This window comes from Streptomyces sp. NBC_01198, from assembly GCF_036010485.1.
Classification (GTDB): domain Bacteria; phylum Actinomycetota; class Actinomycetes; order Streptomycetales; family Streptomycetaceae; genus Actinacidiphila.
In genome coordinates this window covers 1,704,492-1,727,187 of sequence record NZ_CP108568.1, presented here as the reverse complement: position 1 = coordinate 1,727,187, position 22,696 = coordinate 1,704,492, and the positions used below count along the sequence as shown (strand labels likewise).

26 protein-coding genes are annotated in these 22,696 nt (G+C 73.9%); 18 read left to right on the top strand and 8 right to left on the bottom strand.

Annotated elements, in window-relative coordinates:
• The first annotated feature begins 16 nt into the window (after positions 1–16).
• The 13 genes from pcaDC (at position 17) to OG702_RS07765 (ending at position 11,835) form a co-directional block, all read left to right on the top strand.
• Entirely contained in the window at positions 17–1,258 is a 1,242-nt protein-coding gene (pcaDC, locus tag OG702_RS07825; protein WP_327293123.1) for a bifunctional 3-oxoadipate enol-lactonase/4-carboxymuconolactone decarboxylase PcaDC, read from the top strand.
• Positions 1,259–1,392: 134 nt separating this feature from the next.
• Complete coding sequence (locus tag OG702_RS07820) at positions 1,393–2,025, top strand: MBL fold metallo-hydrolase (protein ID WP_327288132.1); 633 nt, start codon at positions 1,393–1,395, stop codon at positions 2,023–2,025.
• A 51-nt stretch (positions 2,026–2,076) separates the two neighbouring features.
• On the top strand, positions 2,077–2,856 hold the full coding sequence (locus OG702_RS07815; RefSeq protein ID WP_327288131.1) for an exodeoxyribonuclease III: 780 nt from the start codon (positions 2,077–2,079) through the stop codon (positions 2,854–2,856).
• 128 nt (positions 2,857–2,984) lie between these two features.
• The gene (locus OG702_RS07810; protein ID WP_327288130.1) at positions 2,985–3,692 is read left to right on the top strand and encodes an MBL fold metallo-hydrolase; all 708 of its coding nucleotides are present in this window, start codon (positions 2,985–2,987) and stop codon (positions 3,690–3,692) included.
• Positions 3,693–3,774: 82 nt separating this feature from the next.
• Positions 3,775–4,218 carry a DUF6278 family protein gene (locus OG702_RS07805; protein ID WP_327288129.1) on the top strand — a complete coding sequence of 148 codons (444 nt, stop codon included), beginning with the start codon at positions 3,775–3,777 and terminating at the stop codon, positions 4,216–4,218.
• 180 nt (positions 4,219–4,398) lie between these two features.
• Complete coding sequence (locus OG702_RS07800; RefSeq protein WP_073500133.1) at positions 4,399–4,650, top strand: TfoX/Sxy family DNA transformation protein; 252 nt, start codon at positions 4,399–4,401, stop codon at positions 4,648–4,650.
• Positions 4,651–4,658: 8 nt separating this feature from the next.
• The gene (locus OG702_RS07795) at positions 4,659–5,402 is read left to right on the top strand and encodes an amino acid ABC transporter ATP-binding protein (RefSeq protein WP_327288128.1); all 744 of its coding nucleotides are present in this window, start codon (positions 4,659–4,661) and stop codon (positions 5,400–5,402) included.
• Positions 5,403–5,411: 9 nt separating this feature from the next.
• Positions 5,412–6,341 (top strand): glutamate ABC transporter substrate-binding protein, encoded by a 930-nt coding sequence (locus tag OG702_RS07790; RefSeq protein ID WP_327288127.1) that lies wholly within the window; start codon positions 5,412–5,414, stop codon positions 6,339–6,341.
• Positions 6,342–6,353: 12 nt separating this feature from the next.
• Positions 6,354–6,998: an amino acid ABC transporter permease gene (locus OG702_RS07785; protein WP_327288126.1), complete on the top strand. Its 645-nt coding sequence runs from the start codon at positions 6,354–6,356 to the stop codon at positions 6,996–6,998.
• Positions 6,995–7,837 (top strand): amino acid ABC transporter permease, encoded by an 843-nt coding sequence (locus tag OG702_RS07780; RefSeq protein WP_327288125.1) that lies wholly within the window; start codon positions 6,995–6,997, stop codon positions 7,835–7,837. The genes OG702_RS07785 and OG702_RS07780 overlap by 4 nt, the downstream gene beginning before the upstream one ends.
• Positions 7,838–8,043: 206 nt before the next feature.
• Positions 8,044–9,882 carry a transketolase gene (locus OG702_RS07775; RefSeq protein WP_327293122.1) on the top strand — a complete coding sequence of 613 codons (1,839 nt, stop codon included), beginning with the start codon at positions 8,044–8,046 and terminating at the stop codon, positions 9,880–9,882.
• Positions 9,883–10,042: 160 nt separating this feature from the next.
• Positions 10,043–11,020, top strand: coding sequence for an SGNH/GDSL hydrolase family protein (locus OG702_RS07770; protein ID WP_327288124.1), 978 nt, complete (start codon positions 10,043–10,045; stop codon positions 11,018–11,020).
• 62 nt (positions 11,021–11,082) lie between these two features.
• The gene (locus OG702_RS07765; RefSeq protein WP_327288123.1) at positions 11,083–11,835 is read left to right on the top strand and encodes a ZIP family metal transporter; all 753 of its coding nucleotides are present in this window, start codon (positions 11,083–11,085) and stop codon (positions 11,833–11,835) included.
• Here OG702_RS07765 and OG702_RS07760 read toward each other — a convergent pair.
• The 3 genes from OG702_RS07760 to OG702_RS07750 all read right to left on the bottom strand — a co-directional run bounded on the left by OG702_RS07760 (position 11,804) and on the right by OG702_RS07750 (position 13,752).
• Complete coding sequence (locus OG702_RS07760; protein WP_327288122.1) at positions 11,804–12,565, bottom strand: hypothetical protein; 762 nt, start codon at positions 12,563–12,565, stop codon at positions 11,804–11,806. The two genes, OG702_RS07765 and OG702_RS07760, sit on opposite strands and share 32 nt — an antisense overlap.
• Before the next feature lie 66 nt (positions 12,566–12,631).
• Positions 12,632–13,189 carry an isochorismatase family protein gene (locus tag OG702_RS07755; protein ID WP_327288121.1) on the bottom strand — a complete coding sequence of 186 codons (558 nt, stop codon included), beginning with the start codon at positions 13,187–13,189 and terminating at the stop codon, positions 12,632–12,634.
• A gap of 83 nt (positions 13,190–13,272) precedes the next feature.
• On the bottom strand, positions 13,273–13,752 hold the full coding sequence (locus OG702_RS07750) for a MarR family winged helix-turn-helix transcriptional regulator (protein ID WP_327288120.1): 480 nt from the start codon (positions 13,750–13,752) through the stop codon (positions 13,273–13,275).
• Positions 13,753–13,912: 160 nt separating this feature from the next.
• Between OG702_RS07750 and OG702_RS07745 the strand changes: the two genes are divergently transcribed.
• Both OG702_RS07745 and OG702_RS07740 read left to right on the top strand, forming a co-directional pair.
• Positions 13,913–15,211: a hypothetical protein gene (locus tag OG702_RS07745; protein ID WP_327288119.1), complete on the top strand. Its 1,299-nt coding sequence runs from the start codon at positions 13,913–13,915 to the stop codon at positions 15,209–15,211.
• A gap of 58 nt (positions 15,212–15,269) precedes the next feature.
• Positions 15,270–15,842 (top strand): putative glycolipid-binding domain-containing protein, encoded by a 573-nt coding sequence (locus OG702_RS07740; protein WP_327288118.1) that lies wholly within the window; start codon positions 15,270–15,272, stop codon positions 15,840–15,842.
• Between the two features lie 31 nt (positions 15,843–15,873).
• On the opposite strand, the gene OG702_RS07735 is transcribed toward OG702_RS07740, so the two are convergent.
• From OG702_RS07735 to OG702_RS07715, 5 genes are all read right to left on the bottom strand, one after another.
• The gene (locus OG702_RS07735) at positions 15,874–16,041 is read right to left on the bottom strand and encodes a hypothetical protein (protein ID WP_327288117.1); all 168 of its coding nucleotides are present in this window, start codon (positions 16,039–16,041) and stop codon (positions 15,874–15,876) included.
• A gap of 51 nt (positions 16,042–16,092) precedes the next feature.
• Positions 16,093–16,449: a PRC-barrel domain-containing protein gene (locus tag OG702_RS07730; RefSeq protein ID WP_327288116.1), complete on the bottom strand. Its 357-nt coding sequence runs from the start codon at positions 16,447–16,449 to the stop codon at positions 16,093–16,095.
• Positions 16,450–16,515: 66 nt separating this feature from the next.
• Complete coding sequence (locus OG702_RS07725; RefSeq protein ID WP_327288115.1) at positions 16,516–17,076, bottom strand: DoxX family membrane protein; 561 nt, start codon at positions 17,074–17,076, stop codon at positions 16,516–16,518.
• Between the two features lie 39 nt (positions 17,077–17,115).
• Positions 17,116–17,892, bottom strand: coding sequence for a bestrophin-like domain (locus OG702_RS07720; protein WP_327288114.1), 777 nt, complete (start codon positions 17,890–17,892; stop codon positions 17,116–17,118).
• Positions 17,893–17,938: 46 nt separating this feature from the next.
• Positions 17,939–18,694, bottom strand: coding sequence for a hypothetical protein (locus OG702_RS07715; protein ID WP_327288113.1), 756 nt, complete (start codon positions 18,692–18,694; stop codon positions 17,939–17,941).
• Between the two features lie 371 nt (positions 18,695–19,065).
• Between OG702_RS07715 and OG702_RS07710 the strand changes: the two genes are divergently transcribed.
• Genes OG702_RS07710 through hydA form a run of 3 tightly spaced genes read left to right on the top strand, consistent with a single transcriptional unit; the run spans position 19,066 to position 22,668 of the window.
• Positions 19,066–19,908: a nitrilase-related carbon-nitrogen hydrolase gene (locus OG702_RS07710; RefSeq protein ID WP_327288112.1), complete on the top strand. Its 843-nt coding sequence runs from the start codon at positions 19,066–19,068 to the stop codon at positions 19,906–19,908.
• A 4-nt stretch (positions 19,909–19,912) separates the two neighbouring features.
• On the top strand, positions 19,913–21,265 hold the full coding sequence (locus tag OG702_RS07705) for an aspartate aminotransferase family protein (protein WP_327288111.1): 1,353 nt from the start codon (positions 19,913–19,915) through the stop codon (positions 21,263–21,265).
• Positions 21,262–22,668, top strand: coding sequence for a dihydropyrimidinase (hydA, locus tag OG702_RS07700; protein ID WP_327288110.1), 1,407 nt, complete (start codon positions 21,262–21,264; stop codon positions 22,666–22,668). Before OG702_RS07705 ends, hydA begins: the two co-directional genes overlap by 4 nt.
• Positions 22,669–22,696: the final 28 nt, after the last annotated feature.

Sequence of the window (22,696 nt, the reverse complement as noted above, 5' to 3'; positions counted from 1 at the left end):
CGACGACATGGACGACATGTACGCGGGAGCGCCGCCGCTGCAGTACCGCTTCGACGGACCCGACCGCGCGCCGGTGCTCGTCCTCGGGCCCGCGCTCGGCGCGACCTGGCACATGTGGGACCGGCAGCTGCCGATGCTCACCACCAACTGGCGGGTGCTGCGCTACGAGCTGCCCGGGCACGGCGGCGCGCCCGCCGAGCCCGCGTCCTCCGTGGACGACCTGGCACGGCGGCTGCTCGCCGTCCTCGACGACGAGGGCATCGACACCTTCGGCTACGCAGGCTGCGCCCTCGGCGCGGCCATCGGCGCCCGGCTGGCGCTGCTGCGGCCCGACCGGGTGGCCGCGCTGGCCCTGGTGTCGGCCGCCGCCCGCTTCGGCACCGCCGACACCTGGCGGCAGCGCGGCGTCGTGGTGCGCGCCAACGGGCTGGAGCGCACCGCGCAGGCCGGCCCCAAGCGCTGGTTCACCGACGCCTTCCTTGCCACCCAGCCGGCGATCACCGAATGGGCCGTCCAGATGGTCGCCACCACCGACCCGGCCTGCTACGTGGCCGCCTGCGAGGCGCTGGCGGCCTTCGACATCCGGGACGCGCTCGGCAGCATCGGCGTCCCCACCCTGGTGGTGGCCGGCGCCGACGACACCGAGACGCCGCCGGCCGACGCCCGGCTGCTGGTCGCGGGCATCCCCGACGCCCGGCTCGCGGTCGTCCCCGCCACCGGCCACCTCGCGCCCGTCGAGGAGCCGGTCGCGGTCGGCGAGCTGCTTGCCACCCATTTCGGCAGCGCCTGGCAGGACCACGCCTCCACCGCCGTGCCGCTGCCCCCGCCGCCGGTCCCGCCGGTGCCGCCCGCCCGCATCCCGGCGTCCGCGACCCCCGACCGGCTCGCCGAGGGCGGACGGATCCGCAGCGAGGTGATCGGCGACAGCGCGGGCGCCGACCGCCCGCTGGCCACCGGGGACGGCTTCGGCAGCGGCTTCGACGCCTTCGCCACCCGTTACTCGTGGGGCGAGATATGGGCCAGGCCCGGCCTCGACCGGCGCACCCGCGCCTGCGTCACGCTCACCGCGCTGACCGCGACCGGCCAGCTCGCGGAACTGGCCGACCACGTCAGGGGGGCACTGCGGATCGGCCTGAGCCCGGCCGAGATCGAGGAGGTGCTGCTGCACACCGCGGTCTACTGCGGGCTGCCCGCCGCACGCGCCGCGCTGGCCGCGGCGCGGACCGTGGTCGAGCAGGAGACCGGGGGCCATCCGTAGCAGGATGGAGGGTAGGGACATACGGACGCCGCCGACCCGCGCGGCGTCACAGGAAGCCATGACCCCCAGGGGCGTCCGTGAACCCATCGGGCGCCCAGAGTCCGACCGACGCGTACCGGCGAGGGTGGAATCCAGTGAAGCTGACCAAGAAGCGGCATTCCTGCGTGCGGATGGAGAAGGACGGGCTCACGCTCGTCATCGACCCGGGTGTCTTCAGCGAGCAGGACGCGGCGGACGGCGCCGACGTCATCCTGGTCACCCATGAGCACCCCGACCACTTCGACCCCGGCCGGCTGCGGGCCTCGCTGGACGCCAACCCGGCGGCCGAGCTGTGGACGCTGGCGAGCGTCGCCGACCAGCTCTCGGCGGCCTACCCCGGCCGGGTGCACACCGTGGGCCACGGCGACACCTTCACCGCGGCGGGCTACGACGTCCAGGTGCACGGCGAGCTGCACGCCGTCATCCACCCCGACCTGCCGCGGATCACCAACGTGGGCTATCTGGTGGACGGCGCCGTCTTCCACCCCGGTGACGCCCTGACGGTGCCCGGCTACCCGGTGGACACCCTGCTGCTGCCGGTGCACGCGCCCTGGAACAAGATCTCCGAGGTCATCGACTACGTCCGGGAGGTCAAGCCGCGCCGGAGCCTCGACGTCCACGACGCGCTGCTCGCCGACCTGGCACGGCCGATGTACGACGCCCAGCTGGTCGACCTGAGCGGTGCCGAGCACGTGCGCCTCGCACCGGGTGAGGGCACCTCGACCTGACCGACCGGGGCGTCGGGCCCGTTGTCGTACCCAGCGGCTAGGTTGGTGGACATGCGCATCGCGACCTGGAACATCAACTCGATCACGGCCCGGCTGCCCCGGCTGCTCGGCTGGCTGGAGAGCAGCGGCACGGACGTGCTGTGCGTCCAGGAGACCAAGTGCACCGACGAGCAGTTCCCCTACGACGAGCTGCGCGAGCTGGGATACGAGGCGGCGGTCAACGCCGACGGCCGGTGGAACGGGGTCGCGCTGATCTCCCGGGTGGGCCTGACCGACGTGGTCAAGGGCCTGCCCGGCGGCCCGGCGTACGAAGGGGTGCAGGAGCCGCGGGCGGTCTCCGCGACCTGCGGCCCGGTCCGGCTGTGGTCGGTCTACGTGCCCAACGGACGCGAGATCGGCCACCCGCACTACGCCTACAAGCTCCAGTGGTTCGAGGCGCTCCGTGCCGCGGTCGCCGACGACGCGGCGGGCGAGCTGCCCTTCGCCGTCCTCGGTGACTACAACGTGGCGCCGACCGACCAGGACGTCTGGGACATCGCGGTCTTCGAGGGCCAGACCCATGTCACCGCCCCCGAGCGCGACGCGCTGGCCGCGCTGCGCGGCACCGGCCTGACCGACGTGGTGCCGCGGCCGCTGAAGTACGACCACCCGTTCACCTACTGGGACTACCGCCAGCTGGGCTTCCCGAAGAACCGCGGCATGCGCATCGACCTGGTGTACGGCAACGGGCCGTTCGCCAAGGCGGTCTCCGACGCGTATGTGGACCGCGAGGAGCGCAAGGGCAAGGGCGCCTCCGACCACGCCCCGGTCGTGGTGGACCTCGACGTCTGACCGGCCGCGAGCCGCGCGGCCGGCCTGTCCTCCACCGCGCCGCCTGCCGCCCCGGGTCCGCCGCCCGCCGGCCTCCGCTGTCGGCGAACCCCGGCCGTCCGGCGTGGCGCCCGGGCTACGGTCGGCCCATGGAGATCATCGAGCTGCTGCCGTCCCTGCACATGCTGCGCTTCCCGGTCGGCGCGGCCTACCTGTGGTCCGACACCGAGGGCGGCACGGACGCCCTGACGCTGATCGACACCGGGGTCGCGGGGTCGGCTGAGGAGATCGCGGCGGCCGTGCGCGGCCTCGGCCGCGATCCGGCCGACATACACCAGGTGGTGCTGACGCACTTCCACCACGACCACACCGGATCCGCCGCCGAGATCCGCGCCCGCTACGGCGCCGCGGTGCTGGCGCACCGCCGGGAGGCTCCGGTGATCCGGGGCGAGGCCGCCGGGGCGCCGCCGGTGTTCGCCGAGTGGGAGCGTGCCCTCTTCGACAGCCTGCCGCCGCTGCCGCCCGCGCCGCCGGTACCCGTCGACCGCGAGCTGGAGGACGGCGACACGATCGATTTCGGCGGCGGCGCGGAAGTGGTGTGGGTGCCGGGCCACACCGAGGGCAGCATCGCCCTCCATCTGCCGGGCCCGCGGTTCCTCTTCACCGGTGACACCGCGGCCAACGTCGAGGGACGCACGATGCCCGGCGTCTTCAACAGCGACCCGGCCGGCGCGCTCGCCTCCTTCCGCCGGCTCGCCGCGCTCGACGTGGACGTGGCCTGCTTCGGCCACGGCGAACCCGTCACCGCCGGCGCGTCGGCGGCGCTGCGGGCGGCGGCCGGCGGCCTCGGCGACTGACCCGCGCCCGGCCGGCCGGACGTGTGCGCCGTACGCCGCGCGCCTGGTATCGGCCCGGGGACGCGGGTGCGAAGCTGGGGGAATGGACATTCCCCTTCTCACCAAGTGGCGCAAGCGGCATGTCCCGTCCGGCCTCGCGGCCTTCGGCAGCGGGCAGCAGCCCGACCCCGCGATGCTCGCCGAACTCCTCGGCGAGTGCCCGCTGCTGCGCGCCCGCGCGGCTGACGACGGGGTGGAACTGGACGACACCGCGGAGTCTTTGAGCGCGCTGGACCAGCTCGTGCCCAACTGGCGCGACGAGGAGGAGCAGGCGCTCGACCGGCTCGGCAACGACGCGGGCCTCTACCTCGGCACTGTCATCGTCCGTACGCTCCCCGGCGCGGTCTGGCAGGTGTGGCCCAACGGCCGCCCGGTGGTGCGCCTGGCGAGCGGCCGCGAGATCGACGCCGTCGAGTTGGGCCACAGCTGGGCCGAGAACGGCACCCCGGAACTGTCCCAGGTGCTGGCGGAGACCACCGAGGACTGACCGCGCCCCGGTGGCCCCGCACGGGTGGCGCGCCGTCACCCGAACCGGTGGCACGCTCGCCACGGCGGGGGACCGCCAGGCGTGTCAAGGGCGTGGTCGCCCGGCTGCGGTGCGGCATATGTGCATGATGGCGGCAGACGTTCCCTTGACTCACCATCAGCCTGGCACCGGAGGCACCACGTGGACTCCCTACAGCAGCTGCCGAACATCGGGGCGGTGCTCGCCGACCGCCTGCGCCGCGCGGGCGTCGACGACGCGGGCGAACTGCGCCGGCTGGGATCGGGCCGGGCCTTCGAGAAGATCCGCCCCGACCTTCCCGACGACGCCTGCACCCACACCCTGCTCGCCCTGGAGGGCGCCCTGCGCGGCATGCGCTGGACCGCGATCCCGCAGACCGAACGCGACACGCTCGTCCACCGCGTCCTCGGCTGACCGCCGCGGTGCCGGTGGAACCACTGATCGTCCTCAGCGGCGTCAACAAGCACTTCGGACAGCTCCATGTGCTCAAGGACATCGATCTGACCGTCGGCCGCGGCGAGGTGGTGGTCGTCGTCGGTCCGTCGGGCTCGGGCAAGTCCACCCTGTGCCGGGCGGTCAACCGGCTGGAGCCGGTGGAGTCCGGCACCATCACCGTGGACGGGCGGCCACTGCCCGCCGAAGGCCGGGCGCTGGCCCGGCTGCGGGCCGACGTGGGGATGGTCTTCCAGTCCTTCAACCTCTTCGCCCACCGGACCGTGCTGGACAACGTGATGCTGGCGCCGCTGAAGGTCCGCCGCCGCCCCAGGGCCGAGGCCGAGCGCAGGGCCCGTGACCTCCTCGACCGGGTCGGCCTGCCGGCCCAGGCCGACAAGCTGCCCGCCCAGCTGTCCGGCGGCCAGCAGCAGCGGGTGGCGATCGCCCGGGCCCTGGCCATGGACCCCAAGGCCATGCTCTTCGACGAGCCGACCTCGGCCCTTGACCCCGAGATGATCAACGAGGTGCTCGACGTGATGCGGCAGCTCGCCCAGGAGGGCATGACGATGGTGGTGGTCACCCACGAGATGGGCTTCGCCCGGTCGGCGGCGGACCGGGTGGTCTTCATGGCCGACGGGCGGATCATCGAGGACCGGGCGCCCGGGGAGTTCTTCACCGAGCCGCGCACCGACCGGGCCCGTGACTTCCTGTCCAAGATCCTCCACCACTGACCGGCCGCCGTGACCCCGACCCGCCGCGGCCCCCGCCCGCTCCCGGCCCTGCTGCTCGGCCCGGTCCTGCTCGCACTCCTCCTCGCGCCCACCGGCGGCTGCGGCCGGCCGGGCAGCCCGCCTGCCAAGGGGCCGCGGGCCGGTGACCTGGCGGCCTACCGCGTCGAGCCCGCCGTCTCGCTGCCGGCCTCGCCGACCTGGACCCGGGCCCACCGCCGCGGCAGGCTCGTCGTCGGCGTCAAGGACGACCAGCCCTACCTCGGCGAGCGCGACCCCGCGACAGGGGCGTACTCCGGCTTCGACATCGAGATCGCCAGGATGGCGGCCGCCTCGCTCGGCTTCCCCGCCGGCCGGATCACGTTCAAGGCCATCGCGTCGGCCAACCGGGAGACCTCGCTCAGCAACGGCCAGATCGACCTCTACGTGGGCACCTACACCATCAACGCGCTGCGCCGCCGGCAGGTCGGCTTCGCCGGGCCCTACTACCTGGCCGGGCAGGGCCTGCTGGTGCGCCGCGGCGAGCGCGACATCCACGGGCCGCGGGACCTCAGCGGCAGGAAGGTCTGCTCGGCCGCCGGCTCCAGCTCCATCCAGCGCATCGAGGCCGACTACCCCGACGCGAAGCCGGTCACCTACGACACGTACTCGGTGTGCGTCGACAACCTGCTCACCTACCAGGTCGACGCGGTGACCACCGACGACTCGATCCTGCTGGGATACGCCGCCAAGGCCCCCGGCGAGCTGAAGACGGTCGGCCGGCCCTTCTCCCGGGAGCCCTACGGGATCGGCCTGTCCAAGGGCGACTCCGCGCTGCGGCTGGCGCTGGACGACGCCCTCGTCGCCCATGAGCGCAACGGCGACTGGAAGCGGGCCTACGACGCCACCCTCGGGCTGTCGGGAGTCCCCGCGCCCGCCCCGCCGCCGGTGGACCGTGACTGAGGGAGGGCGCGCGTGAGCGTGCTGACGGACAACTTCTCGCTCTACGGCAGGGCCCTGTGGGGCACCGTGCAGCTCACCCTGCTGGCCGGCGCCTTCGCGCTGGCCGCCGGAGTGCTCATCGCCGGCTGCCGGCTCTCGCCGGTCAAGGCGCTGCGGGCGTTCGGCACCGGGTGGGTGACGGTACTCCGCAACACCCCGCTGACCCTGCTGTTCTTCGCGGTGCTGCTCGGCCTGCCGCGGTTCGGCGTCGTGCTGCCCTTCACGGTCTTCGCGGTGCTGGCCCTCGGCGCGTACACCTCGGCCTTCGTCTGCGAGGCGGTGCGGGCCGGCGTCAACACCGTGCCGCCCGGCCAGGGCGAGGCGGCCCGCAGCCTCGGGATGTCCTTCACCCAGACGCTGTCGCTGGTGGTGCTGCCGCAGGCGGTCCGCGCGGTGATCCCGCCGCTCGGCTCCACCCTGATCGCCCTGGCCAAGAACTCCGCCATCGCCGGCTCCTTCTCGGTCACCGAGCTTCTCGGCACCTACAAACCGCTCAACGAGCTGGGCTACGGCATCGTGTGGATCTTCGTGTGGATCGCGGCTGGCTACCTGCTCGTCACGCTCAGCCTGGCCGGCCTCTTCGGCCTGCTGGAGCGGAAGCTGGGAGTGGCCGGATGACCGCGGGCAGCGCCCTCTACGACCTCCCCGGTCCGAAAGCGCTGGCCAGGCACCGGCTGTACGGCTGGATCAGCGGCGCGTTGCTGGCCGCGCCGGCCGGCCTGGTCGTCCACAAGCTGGTGGCCACCGGGCAGTTCTCGGCCGTCAAGTGGCGGCCCTTCGCCTACCAGGGCATCCAGCGGCTGCTGCTGACCGGGCTGGCGAACACCCTGACCGCCTTCGGCTGGGCGGCGCTCGCCTCGCTGGCCTTCGGGGTGGTCCTCGCGGCCGGCCGGCTGTCGGACCACCGGGTGGTGCGCTGGGCGAGCACGCTGGTGGTGGAGTTCTTCCGGGCGATGCCGCTGCTGGTGATGATCTTCTTCATCTTCGTCGCGCTCCGGCTGGAGCCGCTGCTCGCGCTTGTCGTCGGCCTGACCCTCTACAACGGCTCGGTGCTCGCTGAGGTCTTCCGCGCCGGGGTCGAGGCGGTACCGCGCGGCCAGCGGGAGGCGGCGTACGCGCTGGGGATGCGCAAGACCCAGGTGATGGCCCACGTGCTGGTGCCGCAGGCGGCCAGGGCGATGCTGCCGGCCATCATCAGCCAGCTGGTGGTGGCGCTCAAGGACACCTCGCTTGGCTACCTCATCACCTACCAGGAGTTCCTCTACTCCGGGAAGCTCATCGCCACCAACCTGGACTACGACCTGCCGTTCATCCCGGTGGTCATGGTGATCGCCCCCGTCTACATCGGCATGTGCATGCTGCTGTCGTGGTCCGCCCACCGGATCGCCGGGTACGAGCGGCGCAGCCCCAGGACGAAGGGCGCCACGGTGGTGACGGCACTGCCCGAGGAGGTCTGAGGCCGCCCGGCGCGTCCCCTGCCGAAGCCCCGCGCCCGCGGAAATCCGACCTCGGGCTTCGCCGCAGGTGAGCGGCCGGTATGGGACCGGTGGGGCGGGATCCCGGTTTGTCCCGGCAGGGGACGGGCAGCCGCTCCGGTGGGACGGACCGACCCTGTGAGGAAAGAGACGGCGCCATGAAGGACACGATCACCCACCCCCCGATCATGACCGACACCGACCTCGTCGAACTGGCCCAGCAGCTGCGGGTGGACTCCGTCCGGGCGGCCGCGGCAGCCGGCTCCGGGCACCCGACCTCCTCGATGTCCGCCGCCGACCTGATGGCCGTACTGCTGGCCCGGCACCTGCACTACGACTTCGACCGGCCGGAACACCCGGGCAACGACCATCTGATCCTCTCCAAGGGCCACGCGTCCCCGCTGCTGTACTCGGCCTACAAGGCGGCCGGCGCCATCTCCGACCAGGAGCTGCTGACCTTCCGGAAGTTCGGCAGCCGCATGGAGGGGCACCCCACCCCCCGGCTGCCCTGGGTCGACGTGGCCACCGGATCGCTCGGCCAGGGCCTGCCCGTCGGGGTGGGCGTCGCCCTCGCGGGCAGCCGCCTGGACCACCTGCCGTACCGCACCTGGGTGCTGTGCGGGGACAGCGAGATGGCCGAGGGCTCGGTCTGGGAGGCCTTCGAGCACGCCGGTATCGAAGGGCTCGACCACCTCACCGCGATCATCGACGTCAACCGGCTCGGCCAGCGCGGCCCCACCCGGCACGGCTGGGACCTGGACGCCTACGCCCGCAGGATCCGCGCCTTCGGCTGGCACACCCTGGAGATCGACGGCCACGACATCGAGGCGATCGACCAGGCCATGACCACCGCGGCGGCCACCCGCGGCGCGCCCACCGCGATCATCGCCCGCACCCGCAAGGGCCGCGGCGCCTCCGAGGTCGAGGACCGCGAGGGCAAGCACGGCAAGCCGCTGGCCGACCCCGAGGCGGCCATCCGCGAGCTCGGCGGCCTGCGTGACCTGCGGGTCGCCGTCCAGGCCCCGCCGGACGCCGAGCAGCCCGCCCGCGGCGGCGGCGACCCGCACACCGACCTGCCGCGCTACCCGGTCGGCGGCGACCCGGTGGCGACCCGTACCGCCTTCGGCGAGACGCTGGCCGCGCTCGGCTCGCTGCACGACGACATCGTGGTCCTCGACGGCGAGGTCGGCGACTCCACCAAGGCCCAGCTCTTCGCCGCGGACCACCCCGAGCGGTACATCGAGTGCTACATCGCCGAGCAGCAGATGATCGCCGCCGCAGTCGGCGTCGGGGTGCGCGGCTGGACGCCCTACGCGTCCACCTTCGCCGCCTTCCTCACCCGCGCCCACGACTTCCTGCGGATGGCCGCGATCAGCCGCTCCGCGGTCAACGTCGTCGGCACCCACGCGGGCGTCTCGATCGGCGAGGACGGCCCGTCCCAGATGGCGCTTGAGGACCTGGCGATGACGCGCGCCATCCACGGCACCACCGTGCTCTACCCCTGCGACGCCAACCAGACCGTCCAGCTGCTCACCGCCATGGCGGACCGCCCCGGCATCTGCTACCTGCGGGCCACCCGCGGGAACAGCCCGGTGATCTACGGGCCCGGTGACGCCTTCCCGGTCGGCGGCAGCAAGGTCCTGCGCTCGCACCCCGACGACCAGGTCACCCTGATCGGCGCCGGCGTCACCGTCCACGAGGCACTGGCCGCCGCCGACCGGCTGGTCGCCGACGGCATCCGCGCCCGGGTGATCGACCTCTACTCGGTCAAGCCGGTGGACACCCAGACGCTGCGCACGGCAGCCGAGGACACCGGCCGCTTCGTGATCGCCGAGGACCACCACCCCGAGGGCGGACTCGCCGACGCGGTCATGGAGTCCTTCGGCAACGGCCACCCCACCCCCCGGCACACCCGGCTCGCCGTCCACACCATGCCCGGCTCCGGCACCCCCGACGAGCAGCTGGAGGCGGCCGGGATCAGCGCCTCCGCGATCGTGGCCGCCGCCCGCAAGCTCGCCGCGACCTGACGGCCCCCGCCCGGCTCCGTACGCCCCCGTCACCGCCGGAACGGGGGCGTACGCACGCGATGTGACGCCGGAGCAGCCCGGCGGCGTCCCGGCCATTGACACCACACCCCCCGGCCCCGAGCCTTGATCGACGTCAGCGTCGACGCAGGGGAGGGGCCACATGGCCGCCAGGTGGGTCAGGGGCAGCAGCAGGAGCGCGGGTACGGACGCCGGAGCGCAGGAGCGGCCCGCGCCGGTGCGCCGACGGGCGGTGGGGGTCGGGGCCGCGGCACTCGGCGGCGCCCTCGCGCTGACCGCGGCGGCCGTCACCCCGGCCGCCGCCCATTCCGGCGGGCACCCGGGCGCCGGGCACGGCCGACCGGCGGCGGTCCGCTACGTGGCGCTCGGCGACTCCTACACCTCCGGGCCCGCGATACCCACCCAGGTCGACGCGAACTGCGCCAGGTCCGACGAGAACTACCCCTCGCTGGTCGACCGGGCCGGACGGTTCGCGCGCTTCACCGACGTCAGCTGCGGCGGCGCCACCACCGCCCAGATGTGGCAGGCGCAGGGCACCAACGGACCGCAGCTGGACGCCGTCACCCAGGACACCACCCTGGTCACCCTGCAGATCGGCGGCAACGACATCGGCTTCAGCTCGATCATCGCCACCTGCGCGGGCCTGAGCGTCACCGCCCCCACCGGCAGCCCCTGCAAGCAGCACTACCGGGCCGTCGGCATCGACCAGCTCACCGTCGACGTCGTCAAGACCGCACCGAAGATCGCCCAGGTGCTGCACGAGGTCCACCACCGGGCCCCGCACGCCCGGGTCGTCGTGGTCGGCTACCCCGACCTGCTGCCCGACGACGGCGTCGGCTGCTTCCCGGCCGTGCCCTTCGCGGCCGGTGACTTCCCGTACCTGCGGGACACCGAGAAGCAGCTGAACGCGATGCTGAAGATCGAGGCGCTCTTCGGCGGCGCCGAGTACGTCGACACCTACCGGCCGACGGTGGGGCACGACATGTGCAAGGCGCCCGCCGACCGCTGGATCGAGCCGCTGGTGCCCGCCTCGCCGGCCGCCCCCGCCCACCCCAACGCCAAGGGCGAGCAGGTGATGGCGCAGGCCGTGACCGCGAAGGTCGGCGGCCGGCGCGGCTGACGTCCTCGCAGGTAAGGCGACCCTGAGTCGCGAGCGCGCGCGACGTCATGGATCATCGATCCATGCCGGTCCTGATAGCCGCGTGCGCCTTCGCGATGACCCTCGTCGGCGGAGTCGTCGCCCAGCACATCGGGGACCGCCGCCACCTCGTCCTCGGACTCGCCGCCGGGCTGATGCTCGGTGTCGTCGGATTCGATCTGCTGCCTGAGGCGCTGGAGACCCAGCGCAAGGTGGTCTTCGGGGTGCCCTCGGCCCTGCTGATGTTCGTCGCGGGCTTCCTCGCGCTGCACATCATCGAGCGTTCCGTCGCCATCCACCGTGCCCACGAGGGCGAGTACGCCCCGCATGCGCACGGCCTCGGGCACGCCCACGACCCGGTCAAGGGCATCGGCCTCACCGCGGCCGCCGCGCTGGTGGGGCACAGCGTCATGGACGGCTTCGCGATCGGCGCCGCCTTCCAGGCCGGCAACACCGTCGGCATCGTGGTCGCCATCGCCGTCGTCTCGCACGACTTCGCCGACGGCTTCAACACGTACACGATCACCAGGATGTACGGGAACGGGCGGCGCCGCGCCCAGTTGCTGCTCGGGGCCGACGCCATCGCCCCGGTGGCGGGCGCGGCCGTGACGCTGGCCTTCACCATCCCCTCCGGGGCGCTCGGCCTCTACCTCGGCTTCTTCGCCGGCTTCCTGCTCTACCTGGCGACCTCCGACATCCTCCCCGAGGCGCACAGCCCGCACCCGTCAAGCTCCACGCTGCTGTGCACGGTGGCCGGCACCGGCATCATGTGGCTGGTGATCGGTCTCGCTGACTGAGCTTCTTGGACGTCGCGGTGGCCTGCTTGGTGACATCGGCCACCAGCTCCACCACGTCGGAGCCGTACGCCTGGGAGTTCACCACCCGCAGCAGCAGGCAGAAGGTGGAGTCCACCCCGTGCTTGCGGGCCAGCCGCCCGTGGTGCCTGGCCAGATACCGCACGGCCGCCTGGTTGGCGATGCCGCGCTGGCCCGAGGACAGGAAGACCGGGCGGTCGTTGCCGCTGTCGCCGGCCGAGGCGAGCCGGGCCAGCAGGACGTACTCGACGGCGCCCTTCTCCAGCCGGTAGGTCTCGCCCCCGACGGTTATCGCGCCCTGCTCGGGACCGGGCGCCGGATCGACGTTGATCTCGACGCCCGGCAGCATGGACCGCAGGTGTGCCCCGAGCCGCAGGTTCTCCGCGGGGCCGCCGATGCAGAACTCGGTGCGCGCACCGAAGCCCTGCCAGGCGGTGTCGTGCGCGAGGATCTCCGCGTGCGCCCCGCACTCCTTGATCACCGCGGCCAGCTCAAGAAGGGCGAAGGCGTCGTGCCGCGCCACGCTCCAGCCGCGCGACCCCGGGTCGCGGGGCACCACGAGCAGGCACTCCGAATCCTTGGGCAGCCCGAAGAAACGCTGCTTGCGCTGCAGCTTGCGCTGCCACAGGTAGCTGCGGGCGAACCAGCCGAGCGCCACGCAGACGGCGGCCGCGGCCAGGCCAAGGACGAGATTGCGGAGGTCGTCGCTCATGGCGCGGCATCGTAGCGGTGTTCGAGCGGTGCCGACTACGGTGCGGGCCGCGCCCCGCCCGCCGGGTCAGGCCGGGAGCAGCCCGAGGATGTCCGCGGTACTGCCCGTCTCGCCGAGCCGCGGGAAGATCGTCGTGACGGCGCGCTCGTGGGCGGCGGCGTCCGTGTCGGTCACCGCGTCGGTGGCCACCGTGACGTTGTAGCCGTGCTCGTACGCGTCACGGGCCGTCGACTCCACGCCGATGCTGGTGGAGATGCCGCACAGCACGATCTGGGTGACCCCGCGGCGGCGCAGCTCCAGGTCCAGGCCGGTGCCGTAGAAGGCGCCCCACTGCTGCTTGGAGACGGTGACGTCGGACGGCTGCCGGTCGAGCTCGCCTGCCAGGTCCGCCCAGCCCTCGGGGAAGGACACGGTGCCGCCCGGGCCGCCGTCGGTGCGCCCGGGCGCCATGCCGGTGACGTTGACCAGCACCACCGGCAGGTCGGCCTTGCGGAAGGCGGCGGCCAGCTGCGCGCTGCGGGCGACGACCTCGTCCGCCGGGTGGGCGGTGGGCAGGGCGACGATGCCGCGCTGCAGGTCGATGACGACCAGGGCGGTACGGGGGTCGAGGGTGGTGGCGCTCATCGCGGGACATCTCCTGTGGGGTTGCGGTGGTGCTGTTTGCGGCGGTGCGGGTTGCCGCAGGGGGGCCGGTGGCGCGGGTGCCGTCAGGCGTCCCCGTGCTGCGGGCCCTCGGGGCGCGGGTCCGGTGGCCGCGGGGGTTCCACCAGGCGGCGGAGCAGCGGGAGGGCGCAGGCCAGGGCGCGGTGCTCGTCCGGGGTGAGCCGGCTGTCGAGCGCGTCCGCGAGCCAGCCGCGGCGGGCCGTCCGGCCGGAGCCGAGCAGGTCCGCGCCCTCGGCGGTCAGCGAGAAGACCACAAGCCGGCCGTCGGTGGCGTGCGGGGCGCGGGCGACGAGCCCGCGCTCCTCCAGGGCGGCCAGCGTCATCCGCATCGACTGCGGCCTGACCAGCTCGCCGCGGGCCAGCGCGGCCGTCGTCGCCGGCCCCTCCCGCTCCAGCCGGCCCATCACCGACTGCTGCGAGGGGGTCAGCTCCGCGCCGCCGGACGCGGCCCGCAGCCGCCTGCCCAGCTGGGCGACCAGCGTGGTCAGCTCGTCCGCGGTACGCGCCCGGTCGGCTCTCGGCATGCCCCCACCGTAGGAGTCCGGCAGGAAAACTGGCAAGTTTGCCTGCCGAGTCCGGCGGAGATTCCTGTCACTGCCAGAAAACTTTCCGTAGCAGGGCCGTAACGCACCGGGTGTCCAATGCCGGACGAGCGGGTGTCGGCACGCGGTGGCGGAGGGTTTGGTGACGGCGGACTTCACGTACTACTTCCGGTCCCTGGTGGCGGCGCTCGGCGACCGGCCGGGCTGGTACGGGCTGTACGCACAGCGCGAACCGGCCGCCGCCCGGGACCATGAGAGCGGGCGGGAGACACCGCCCTGGGACGTGGTCAGGACCGTGCTGCGCGACCTCGCGGTCAACTCCGGTGCCGAGGACATCGACCCCGGCGAGGCGGGGCGGGTCTTCGCGCTGCACCGGGCCGCGCTCGCCGCCGAGGACGCCGCGCCGGACGCCGACGCCCGGCTGCGCATCCGGCTGGCCGCGGCCGCCCAGGCCCGCGAGTCCGCGGTGGTCCGGGCCCGCGAGGCCGCCCGCGCCTACGCCCGCCAGCCCACCGCCGCCCGCGGGCAGGCCCTGGCCTGGACCCGCGACGAGCTGACCCGCACCACCTCACGCTGTACCGACCTGCACCAGCGGCTCGCCGCCGTGGCGCCTGCCGACCCCGCCCCGGGCGACCCGGCCCCGGCCGAGCCGGAGCCCCCTGCGCGGCGGCCGCGGGGTGCGCGCTTCGCCCGGGCGTACGACCAGCCGGCCGGGTCGCCCCTGCGCCGGGCCACCGCGCCCGCCGCACCGGACGCGCCCGCCGCCCGGGCTCCACGGGGCGCCCGGTTCGCCGGGAGTTACGAGCAGCCGGCGGCGCCGCCCGCGCCGGAACCTGTCAGGGCGGCCGCCCCGCGCGGTGCCCGGTTCGCCGGGGCGCCCCAGCAGGACGCGGCGCCCGTGCGGCCGGCCGCCGACCCGCGCTGGGCGGCGGAAGCGCGCGACGAGGCCGCCCGCCTCGGGCGGCTCCGGCAGGCCGGCGAGAGCGGCGCCGCCTACCTGGTGCTGTGCGCGGCCGCCGAGGGCCCGCCCGACCGGCTTCCGTACGTGGTGCGGGAACTGGAGCGCACCGGCCTGGCCGCCGACGTGGCGACGCTGCTCTGGGAGATCGCCGCGCTGCCGCCGCAACCGGTCGCCGAGGCGGTCTCGGCGCTCGCCGCCGACGGGCGGGGCATGCATTCGCGCACCCTGCTGCACCAGGTCGCCGCCCGCCCGGCCGGGGATGTCGCGGTGGTCGCCGACCTGCTGCACGGCGGCGGCCGCTCCGCCGAGGCCGGCGAGCTGCTGGAGACGGTCGCGCGCGGCCGGACCGCGGACGCCGCGGCCGCGGTGGCCCGCGCCCGCCCCGCCCTCACCGACCCGCTGCTCGCGGCGGCCGCCCGCGTCTCGCCGCCCTGCCACCGCGACCTGGCAGCGGCCCTCCACCGGGGCACCGCCTGGTGAGCCGCCGCGGACCGAGGGCGGCCGGCGCCGCGCGGCGCACAGGCCCTAGGGTCGAGGGGTGACCGCAACCACCACCCGCACCTGGGACGTCATCGAGAGCCAGGGCTACGAGACCGCCTGGATCACCGTCGGCACCGACACGCTGCACGCCCGCGGCCGGGCGGTGGGCACCGTCCCGGAGCCGTACTGGATCTCCTACGAGCTGGAGACCGGCGAGGACTTCGTCACCCGCAGCCTGCGGGTGACCGCCGAGACGGCGACCGCCACCCGCGAACTCGACCTGAGGCGCCGCGACGACGGCCGGTGGTCGGCCGACGGGGTGGTGCTGCCCGAGGTGGACGGCGCGCTCGACTGCGACCTGGGTCTGTGCCCGGTCACCAACGCCATGCCCGTGCTGCGGCACGGCCTGCACCTCCGGCCGGGACGGCGCCGCTTCCTGATGGCCTGGGTCTCGGTGCCCGACCTGACGGTCCGGCTGTCCCGGCAGACCTACACGCACCTGTCCCGTACGGACACCACCGCGGTCATCCGCTACGAGTCCGGCGACTACCGCAGCGACGTCACCTTCGACGAGGCGGGACTGGTGCTGACCTACCCGGGGATGGCCCGTCCGCTGGGCGCGGCGGACTGAGCGCGGGCGCCGGGGCCGCCGTCCGGCGCTCTCAGCGGACCGGGCGGCGGCCGGGGCGGCGCAGGTGCCGGTAGAGATAGGCGAAGTCGGCGAGGAAGACCAGGATGCCGATGACGAGCAGGAACAGCAGGCCGTTGACGACCGCGCCGATCAGGCCGAGCACCATTGCCACGATGATCAGCAGCAGGAAGACGACCATGACGCGGATACCTCCTCGATGCGGTCCGCCGCGGGAGCTCCCGCGGCGGGGTCAGCGGCGGGCAAGCTGGCGTTCGCCGTTGGCGCCGGGACGGTAGGTGATGCCGTAGTGCTTGAAGATCGCCGGCTCGTCCTCGGCCGGCAGCACGTCGTCGGTGCCGATCGACGGTGAGGTCTTGACCAGCTCCTTGTCGTAGCCGACCTTCACGTAGCCCGGCCCGACCTGCGCGTCGTCCAGCGGCACGAAGACCAGCCGGTGACGGGTGGGCATCCCCACCTGGACGGTGGCCATCGCCGGCTCGTCACTGGTGGTGTCCACGTAGACGGACTCCAGTATGCCGATCCGGTGTCCCGCAGGATCGATGACGTCCTGCGTGCGCCACTCGCGGATGTCCCCGATGTGGATCATGTTTCGGTCCCTTCGCCCGGCCGGAGAGCCCGACCCCTGAGTGCAGCCTTCCCCGGACCGGCGGAATCAGCTCATCGGAAGCCGGTCGCGTACGCCGCCCGCGAGATCGCGCACGCCGTCCGCCAGACCGTCGGCCGCGGAGTGGACGCCGTCACCGGCGCGGTGTGCCTGCCGGGCGGCGGCGCCGGCCGCGTGCCGGGTGCCGGCCTTGGTCCGGTAGGCCAGCGACGGCTTGCCGTGCGTGTCGGCGGCGGCGAGCAGCAGGCCGCCCAGCATGGCCAGGTCCGCGAAGAACCTGGCACGCTGCCGCGCCCGCTCGTCGGGGTCGGCGACGGTCCACCAGGGCTCCGCCACCGCGGCGGGCACCAGGCTGACGGCCAGCGCCAGCGCCGCGACGCGCGGCAGCCGGCCGAGCGCCAGCAGGCCGCCGGCGCCCAGCTGCACGGCGCCGGTGATCCGGGCCAGCTGCTCGGGGTCCTGCGGCAGGCGCTGCACCCGTTCGGTGAGCGGCAGCGCGGTCGGGGTCACGTCCGGCGACAGCGTCTCGGGGCGGCGCAGCGCCGCATAACCCCCGCTGACGAAAACCGACGCGAGCATGGGGCGGGCGAACTTCCTCAGAACGGCCATACGATCCGTCTGCCCCGGCGGCAGGCGCCGACACCACACTCACCCCTGAGGACCATCCATCTGGCCGAAGCGGGTCTCGGCGAAGACAAACGCCGTACGGCCGACCCCGAAGGGCTCGCGGAAGGGGTGGTTGAGCTGGGCCGCCAGGACGACGGCGAAGGCGACGGCGGCGCCGACGAAGGACAGGGCGACCAGGTGGCGTGCCGTCGTGGTGAGGCCCAGTACCGCCGGATAGGCGATCAGGAAGACGCCGGAGACGACCATCGCCAGCCAGATGACCCGGGGTATCCCGGCCTTGGCGGCCGCGGCGCGGTCGGACCGCGTCTCGTACACGGTCGCCAGCGCCGACTGGGCCGCGGCCTTCGCCGCCTGCTGGTCGGGCCGGGTGGCCGCAGCGGTGCGGACGGCCGCCCTGACCCGGTCCAGCGCCTGCCAGGTCGCCGGGCTGGTCCGCCCGTGGGCCAGCTCGGCGAACTCGGCGGTGCGCACGTCGGCGGTGTACTGCCGCAGCAGCCCGCGTACGGCCGTACGGTCGGCGGCGGCCAGGCCGCCCGCGGCCCAGTAGGTGTCGGTCAGCGCGCGGGCCTCGTCGTAGGTGCCGCTGCGGGCGCTGCTGAGCGCCGACCAGCTGCCGGCGACCTGGAAGCCGGTCAGCAGGATGAAGGAGCTGAGCAGCACCGCCCCGATCAGGGACAGCGCCTGCCCGCCGAAGTCCGCGTCGGTGGCCTCGCGGTTCCTGCCGAGGAAGTGCCCGAGGCAGAAGGCGAAGGCGGCACCGCCGAGGGTGGCGAGCAGGGGGAGGGCGTAAGAGGACATGGGGCTCCCAGGGGTCGTGACGGGAGACGGCGGTGGCCGGCGGCCTTCATGGCCGGCGCCGGGTGTGGCGGTACGGGAGCGCGGCGAGCGCCGCGGGCAGCAGGACGACCCCGAGCGTCATGAGCCACCAGCGCGTGGCCGCGCCGGAGTCCCGGTCGTACGGCTCGTCGGCGAGCGGCGGCGGCGTGTAGCCGGCGGTGCCGGGCGGGCCGGGCGGGCCGGGCGGGCTGGACGCGGTGGGCGCGGGCGGCACCGGGCGGTCGGCGGCCGGTGGTACGGCGGCCGGCGGGCTGCTGCCGGCCGCGGGGGCGAAGGCCGCCGGGTGCGGTGCGGCCGTTACGCCGCCGGGCGTACCGGGCCCCGGGCCGGCCGGCGGGACCGGCGGCGCGGACCCGCCCGGAGCTGTCGGCGGCGGCGCGCCGGGCGGCCCGGTCGGCGTGGTCGGATGCGGCCCGGTCGGGGGCGCGGTGGGCGTGACCGTCCCCGTCGGCGGTGGTGCCGGGGTCGACGGCGGCGGCGTCGTCGGCGGCCGGCACGAGCCGCCGGTGCGTACCGTCAGCCGGCCGAGCGGCAGCGGCGGGGGAGCGCCGGCCAGCCGCACCACCTGCGTGACGTGCCCGCCGCTCCCGCAGACCACCACGGAGATCCCGCACCCGCCCGTCCGGCCGCAGCCGATGGTCACCGCCACCCCGCCCGGCGCGGGGTGCGGCGCGGCCCGCACCGGCCCGGCCAGCAGCACCAGCAGGGGTACGGCCAGCCCGGCGGCGGCCAGACGCACCCGCGTACGACGTACAGCTTTCACGATCAGTACGGTAAATGCGCATATCCCACCTGCTCAGCCGAACGGCCCACTATGGCGGGAAGGCGCACCCCGCCCCGCCGCGGCCGTTCGATTCGCCTGTCCCCACGGTCCGGTGGCACCGGGCCGCGCCGCTCGAACGCGGCCGGCCCCGCCGACGGCGCCATGAGCTGCTTCAAGCCACCGCGAGCGGGTCCGCTCCGCCCCGGCGGCCCGCAGTGAGCCGTATGGGTCGGGCGCGGGCGAAACATGGGGGACGTCAGGCGGTAACGGCGGGGGCCTTGTCAGAGTGGGGCAAGGGATTTACGTTCGTCGGACGGCGGGGATCTACGTGCGTAGAACCGGCGTGACGTCACGTCAGAGGAGCTGCTGTCATGAGCAATGTCGTGCGTGCCGCACTGGTCCAGGCGACCTGGACCGGTGACACCGAGACGATGATCGCCAAGCATGAGGAACATGCCAGGGCCGCCGCCGCGCAGGGCGCGAAGGTGATCGGCTTCCAGGAGGTCTTCAACACCCCCTACTTCTGCCAGGTGCAGGAGGCCGAGCACTACCGGTGGGCTGAGCCGGTACCGGACGGTCCGACCGTGCGGCGCATGCAGGAACTGGCCCGGGAGACGGGCATGGTGATCGTGGTCCCGGTCTTCGAGGTCGAGCAGCCTGGGGTCTACTTCAACACCGCCGCGGTCATCGACGCCGACGGCAGCTTCCTCGGCAAGTACCGCAAGCACCACATCCCGCAGGTCACCGGCTTCTGGGAGAAGTACTACTTCAAACCGGGCAATCTGGGCTGGCCGGTCTTCGACACCGCGGTCGGCCGGATCGGTGTCTACATCTGCTACGACCGGCACTTCCCCGAGGGCTGGCGCGCCCTCGGCCTGGCCGGCGCCCAGCTCGTGTACAACCCGAGCGCCACCAGCCGCGGCCTGTCGGCGTATCTGTGGCAGCTGGAGCAGCCGGCCGCCGCCGTCGCCAACGAGTACTTCATCGCCGCGATCAACCGGGTCGGCCGCGAGGAGTACGGCGACAACGACTTCTACGGCACCAGCTACTTCGTCGACCCCCGCGGGCAGTTCGTGGACGGCACCGCCTCCGACACCAAGGAGGAACTGCTCGTCCGCGACCTGGACTTCGGCCTGATCGACGAGGTGCGCACCCAGTGGGCCTTCTACCGCGACCGCAGGCCCGAGGCCTACGGCGACCTGACGGAGGCCTGAGCCGGTGGCCACCGAGACCGTCAACGCCCATGCCGCGCTGCACGCCAGGCACCGTGCGGTGCTGCCCGACTGGCTGGCCACGTACTACGCGCGGCCGATCGAGCTGACGCACGGCGAGGGCCGGCACGTCTGGGACGCCGAGGGCAACCGCTACCTGGACTTCTTCGGCGGCATCCTCACCACGATGACCGCGCACGGCCTGCCCGAGGTCGCCGCCGCGGTCGCGGAGCAGGCCGGCCGGCTGCTGCACTCCTCGACGCTGTACCTCAGCAGCCAGGCGGTGGACCTGGCCGAGCGGATCGCCCGGCTGTCCGGCATCCCCGACGCCCGGGTGTTCTTCACCACCTCGGGCACCGAGGCCAACGACACCGCGCTGCTGCTGGCCACGGCGTACCGGAAGTCCAACCAGATCCTGGCGCTGCGCAACAGCTACCACGGCCGGTCCTTCAGCGCGATCGGCATCACCGGCAACTCGGCCTGGTCGCCGACCAGCCTGTCCCCGCTGCAGACGCTCTACGTGCACGGCGGGATCCGCACCCGCGGGCCGTACGCGCACCTGTCGGACGCCGAGTTCATCACCGCCTGCGTGGCCGACCTGGAGGACGTGCTCGGCCAGGCAGGCGGCCAGGTCGCCGCGCTGATCGCCGAACCCGTCCAGGGCGTCGGCGGGTTCACGCTGCCGCCCGACGGGCTCTTCGCGGCCTTCAAGCAGGTGCTCGACCGGCACGGCATCCTGTGGATCACCGACGAGGTGCAGACCGGCTGGGGCCGCACCGGCGAGCACTTCTGGGGCTGGCAGGCGCACGGCAAGGCCGGGCCGCCGGACATCCTGACCTTCGCCAAGGGCATCGGCAACGGCATGTCGATGGGCGGGGTGGTGGCCCGCGCCGAGGTGATGAACTGCCTGACCGCCAACTCGATCTCCACCTTCGGCGGCAGCCCGGTCACCGCCGCCGCGGCGCTGGCCAACCTCGGCTACCTCATCGACCACGACCTGCCGGGCAACGCCCGCCGGGTCGGCGGCCTGCTCAAGGCCAGGCTCGAATCCGTGGCCGCCGGCCTCGGCGTGGTCCGCGAGGTGCGCGGGCGCGGCCTGATGCTGGGCGTCGAGCTGGTGGTGCCCGGTACCGACCAGCCGTCCGCGCAGGCCGCAGGCCTGGTCCTGGAGGCCGCCCGCGAGCACGGGCTGCTCATCGGCAAGGGCGGCAGGGCCGGCAACGTGCTGCGGATCGCGCCGCCGCTGTCGCTGACCGTCGCCGAGGCCGAGGAGGGCGCGGCCGCGCTCGAAGCGGCGCTGAAGGCCGCGCAGATCGAGCTGGAGACACCGAGCAGCAGCACGGGAGGCGTCACCGTATGAGCACCGGCACCCGCACCGTCGTCCGCGGCGGCCTGGTCGTCACCGCCGCCGACGAGATGCACGCCGACGTCCTGATCGAGGGCGGCAGGATCGCCGCGCTGGCCGCCCACGACAGCGACACCGCGGCCGGCTGGACCGCGGACACCGTCATCGACGCCACCGGGAAGTACGTCATCCCCGGCGGCGTCGACGCGCACACCCACATGCAGATGCCCTTCGGCGGCACCACCGCCTCCGACACCTTCGAGACCGGCACCAGGGCCGCCGCCTGGGGCGGCACCACCACCATCGTGGACTTCGCGATCCAGGGCGTCGGCGCCTCGCTGCGGGCCGGTCTCGACGCCTGGCACGAGAAGGCCGACGCCCAGTGCGCCATCGACTACGGCTTCCACATGATCGTCGCCGACGTCAACGACAAGACCCTCGCCGAGATGGACACCCTGGTCGAGGAGGGCGTCACCAGCTTCAAGATGTTCATGGCCTACCCGGGGGTCTTCTACAGCGACGACGGGCAGATCCTGCGTGCCATGCAGCGCGCGTCGGGCAACGGCGGCCTGATCATGATGCACGCAGAGAACGGCATCGCCATCGACGTCCTGGTCCAGCAGGCGCTCGCCGCCGGGAAGACCGACCCCCGCTACCACGGCGAGGTGCGGCTGGCGCTGCTGGAGGCCGAGGCCACCCACCGCGCCATCCAGCTGGCTCGGGTGGCCGGCGCGCCCCTCTACGTCGTGCACGTCTCCGCCGAGCAGGCCGTCGCCGAACTGACCGCGGCCCGCGACCTCGGCCTGCCGGTCTTCGGCGAGACCTGCCCGCAGTATCTGTTCCTGTCCACCGACAACCTGGCGGAGCCGGACTTCGAGGGCGCCAAGTACGTGTGCAGCACGCCGCTGCGCCCGCGCGAGCACCAGGCCGCGCTGTGGCGCGGGCTGCGCGGCGACGACCTCCAGGTGGTCTCCACCGACCACTGCCCGTTCTGCTTCTCCGGGCAGAAGGAGATGGGCCGCGGCGACTTCTCGCAGATCCCCAACGGCATGCCGGGGGTGGAGAACCGGATGGACCTGCTCCACCAGGCGGTGGTCGACGGCCACATCACCCGCCGCCGCTGGATCGACATCGCCTGCGCCGCCCCCGCCCGGATGTTCGGCCTCTACCCGCGCAAGGGCACCATCGCCCCCGGCGCCGACGCCGACGTGGTCGTCTACGACCCGCACGCCGAGCAGACCATCTCGGCGAGCACCCACCACATGAACGTCGACTACTCCGCCTACGAGGGCCGCCGGCTCACCGGCCGGGTGGAGACCGTGCTCTCGCGCGGCGTCCCGGTGATCGAGCGGCAGAGCTACGTGGGCCGGGCAGGACACGGCCAGTACACCCCGCGCGGCATCTGCCAGTACCTGTAAGCCACCCGTCACCCAAGGAGTTGCGGCC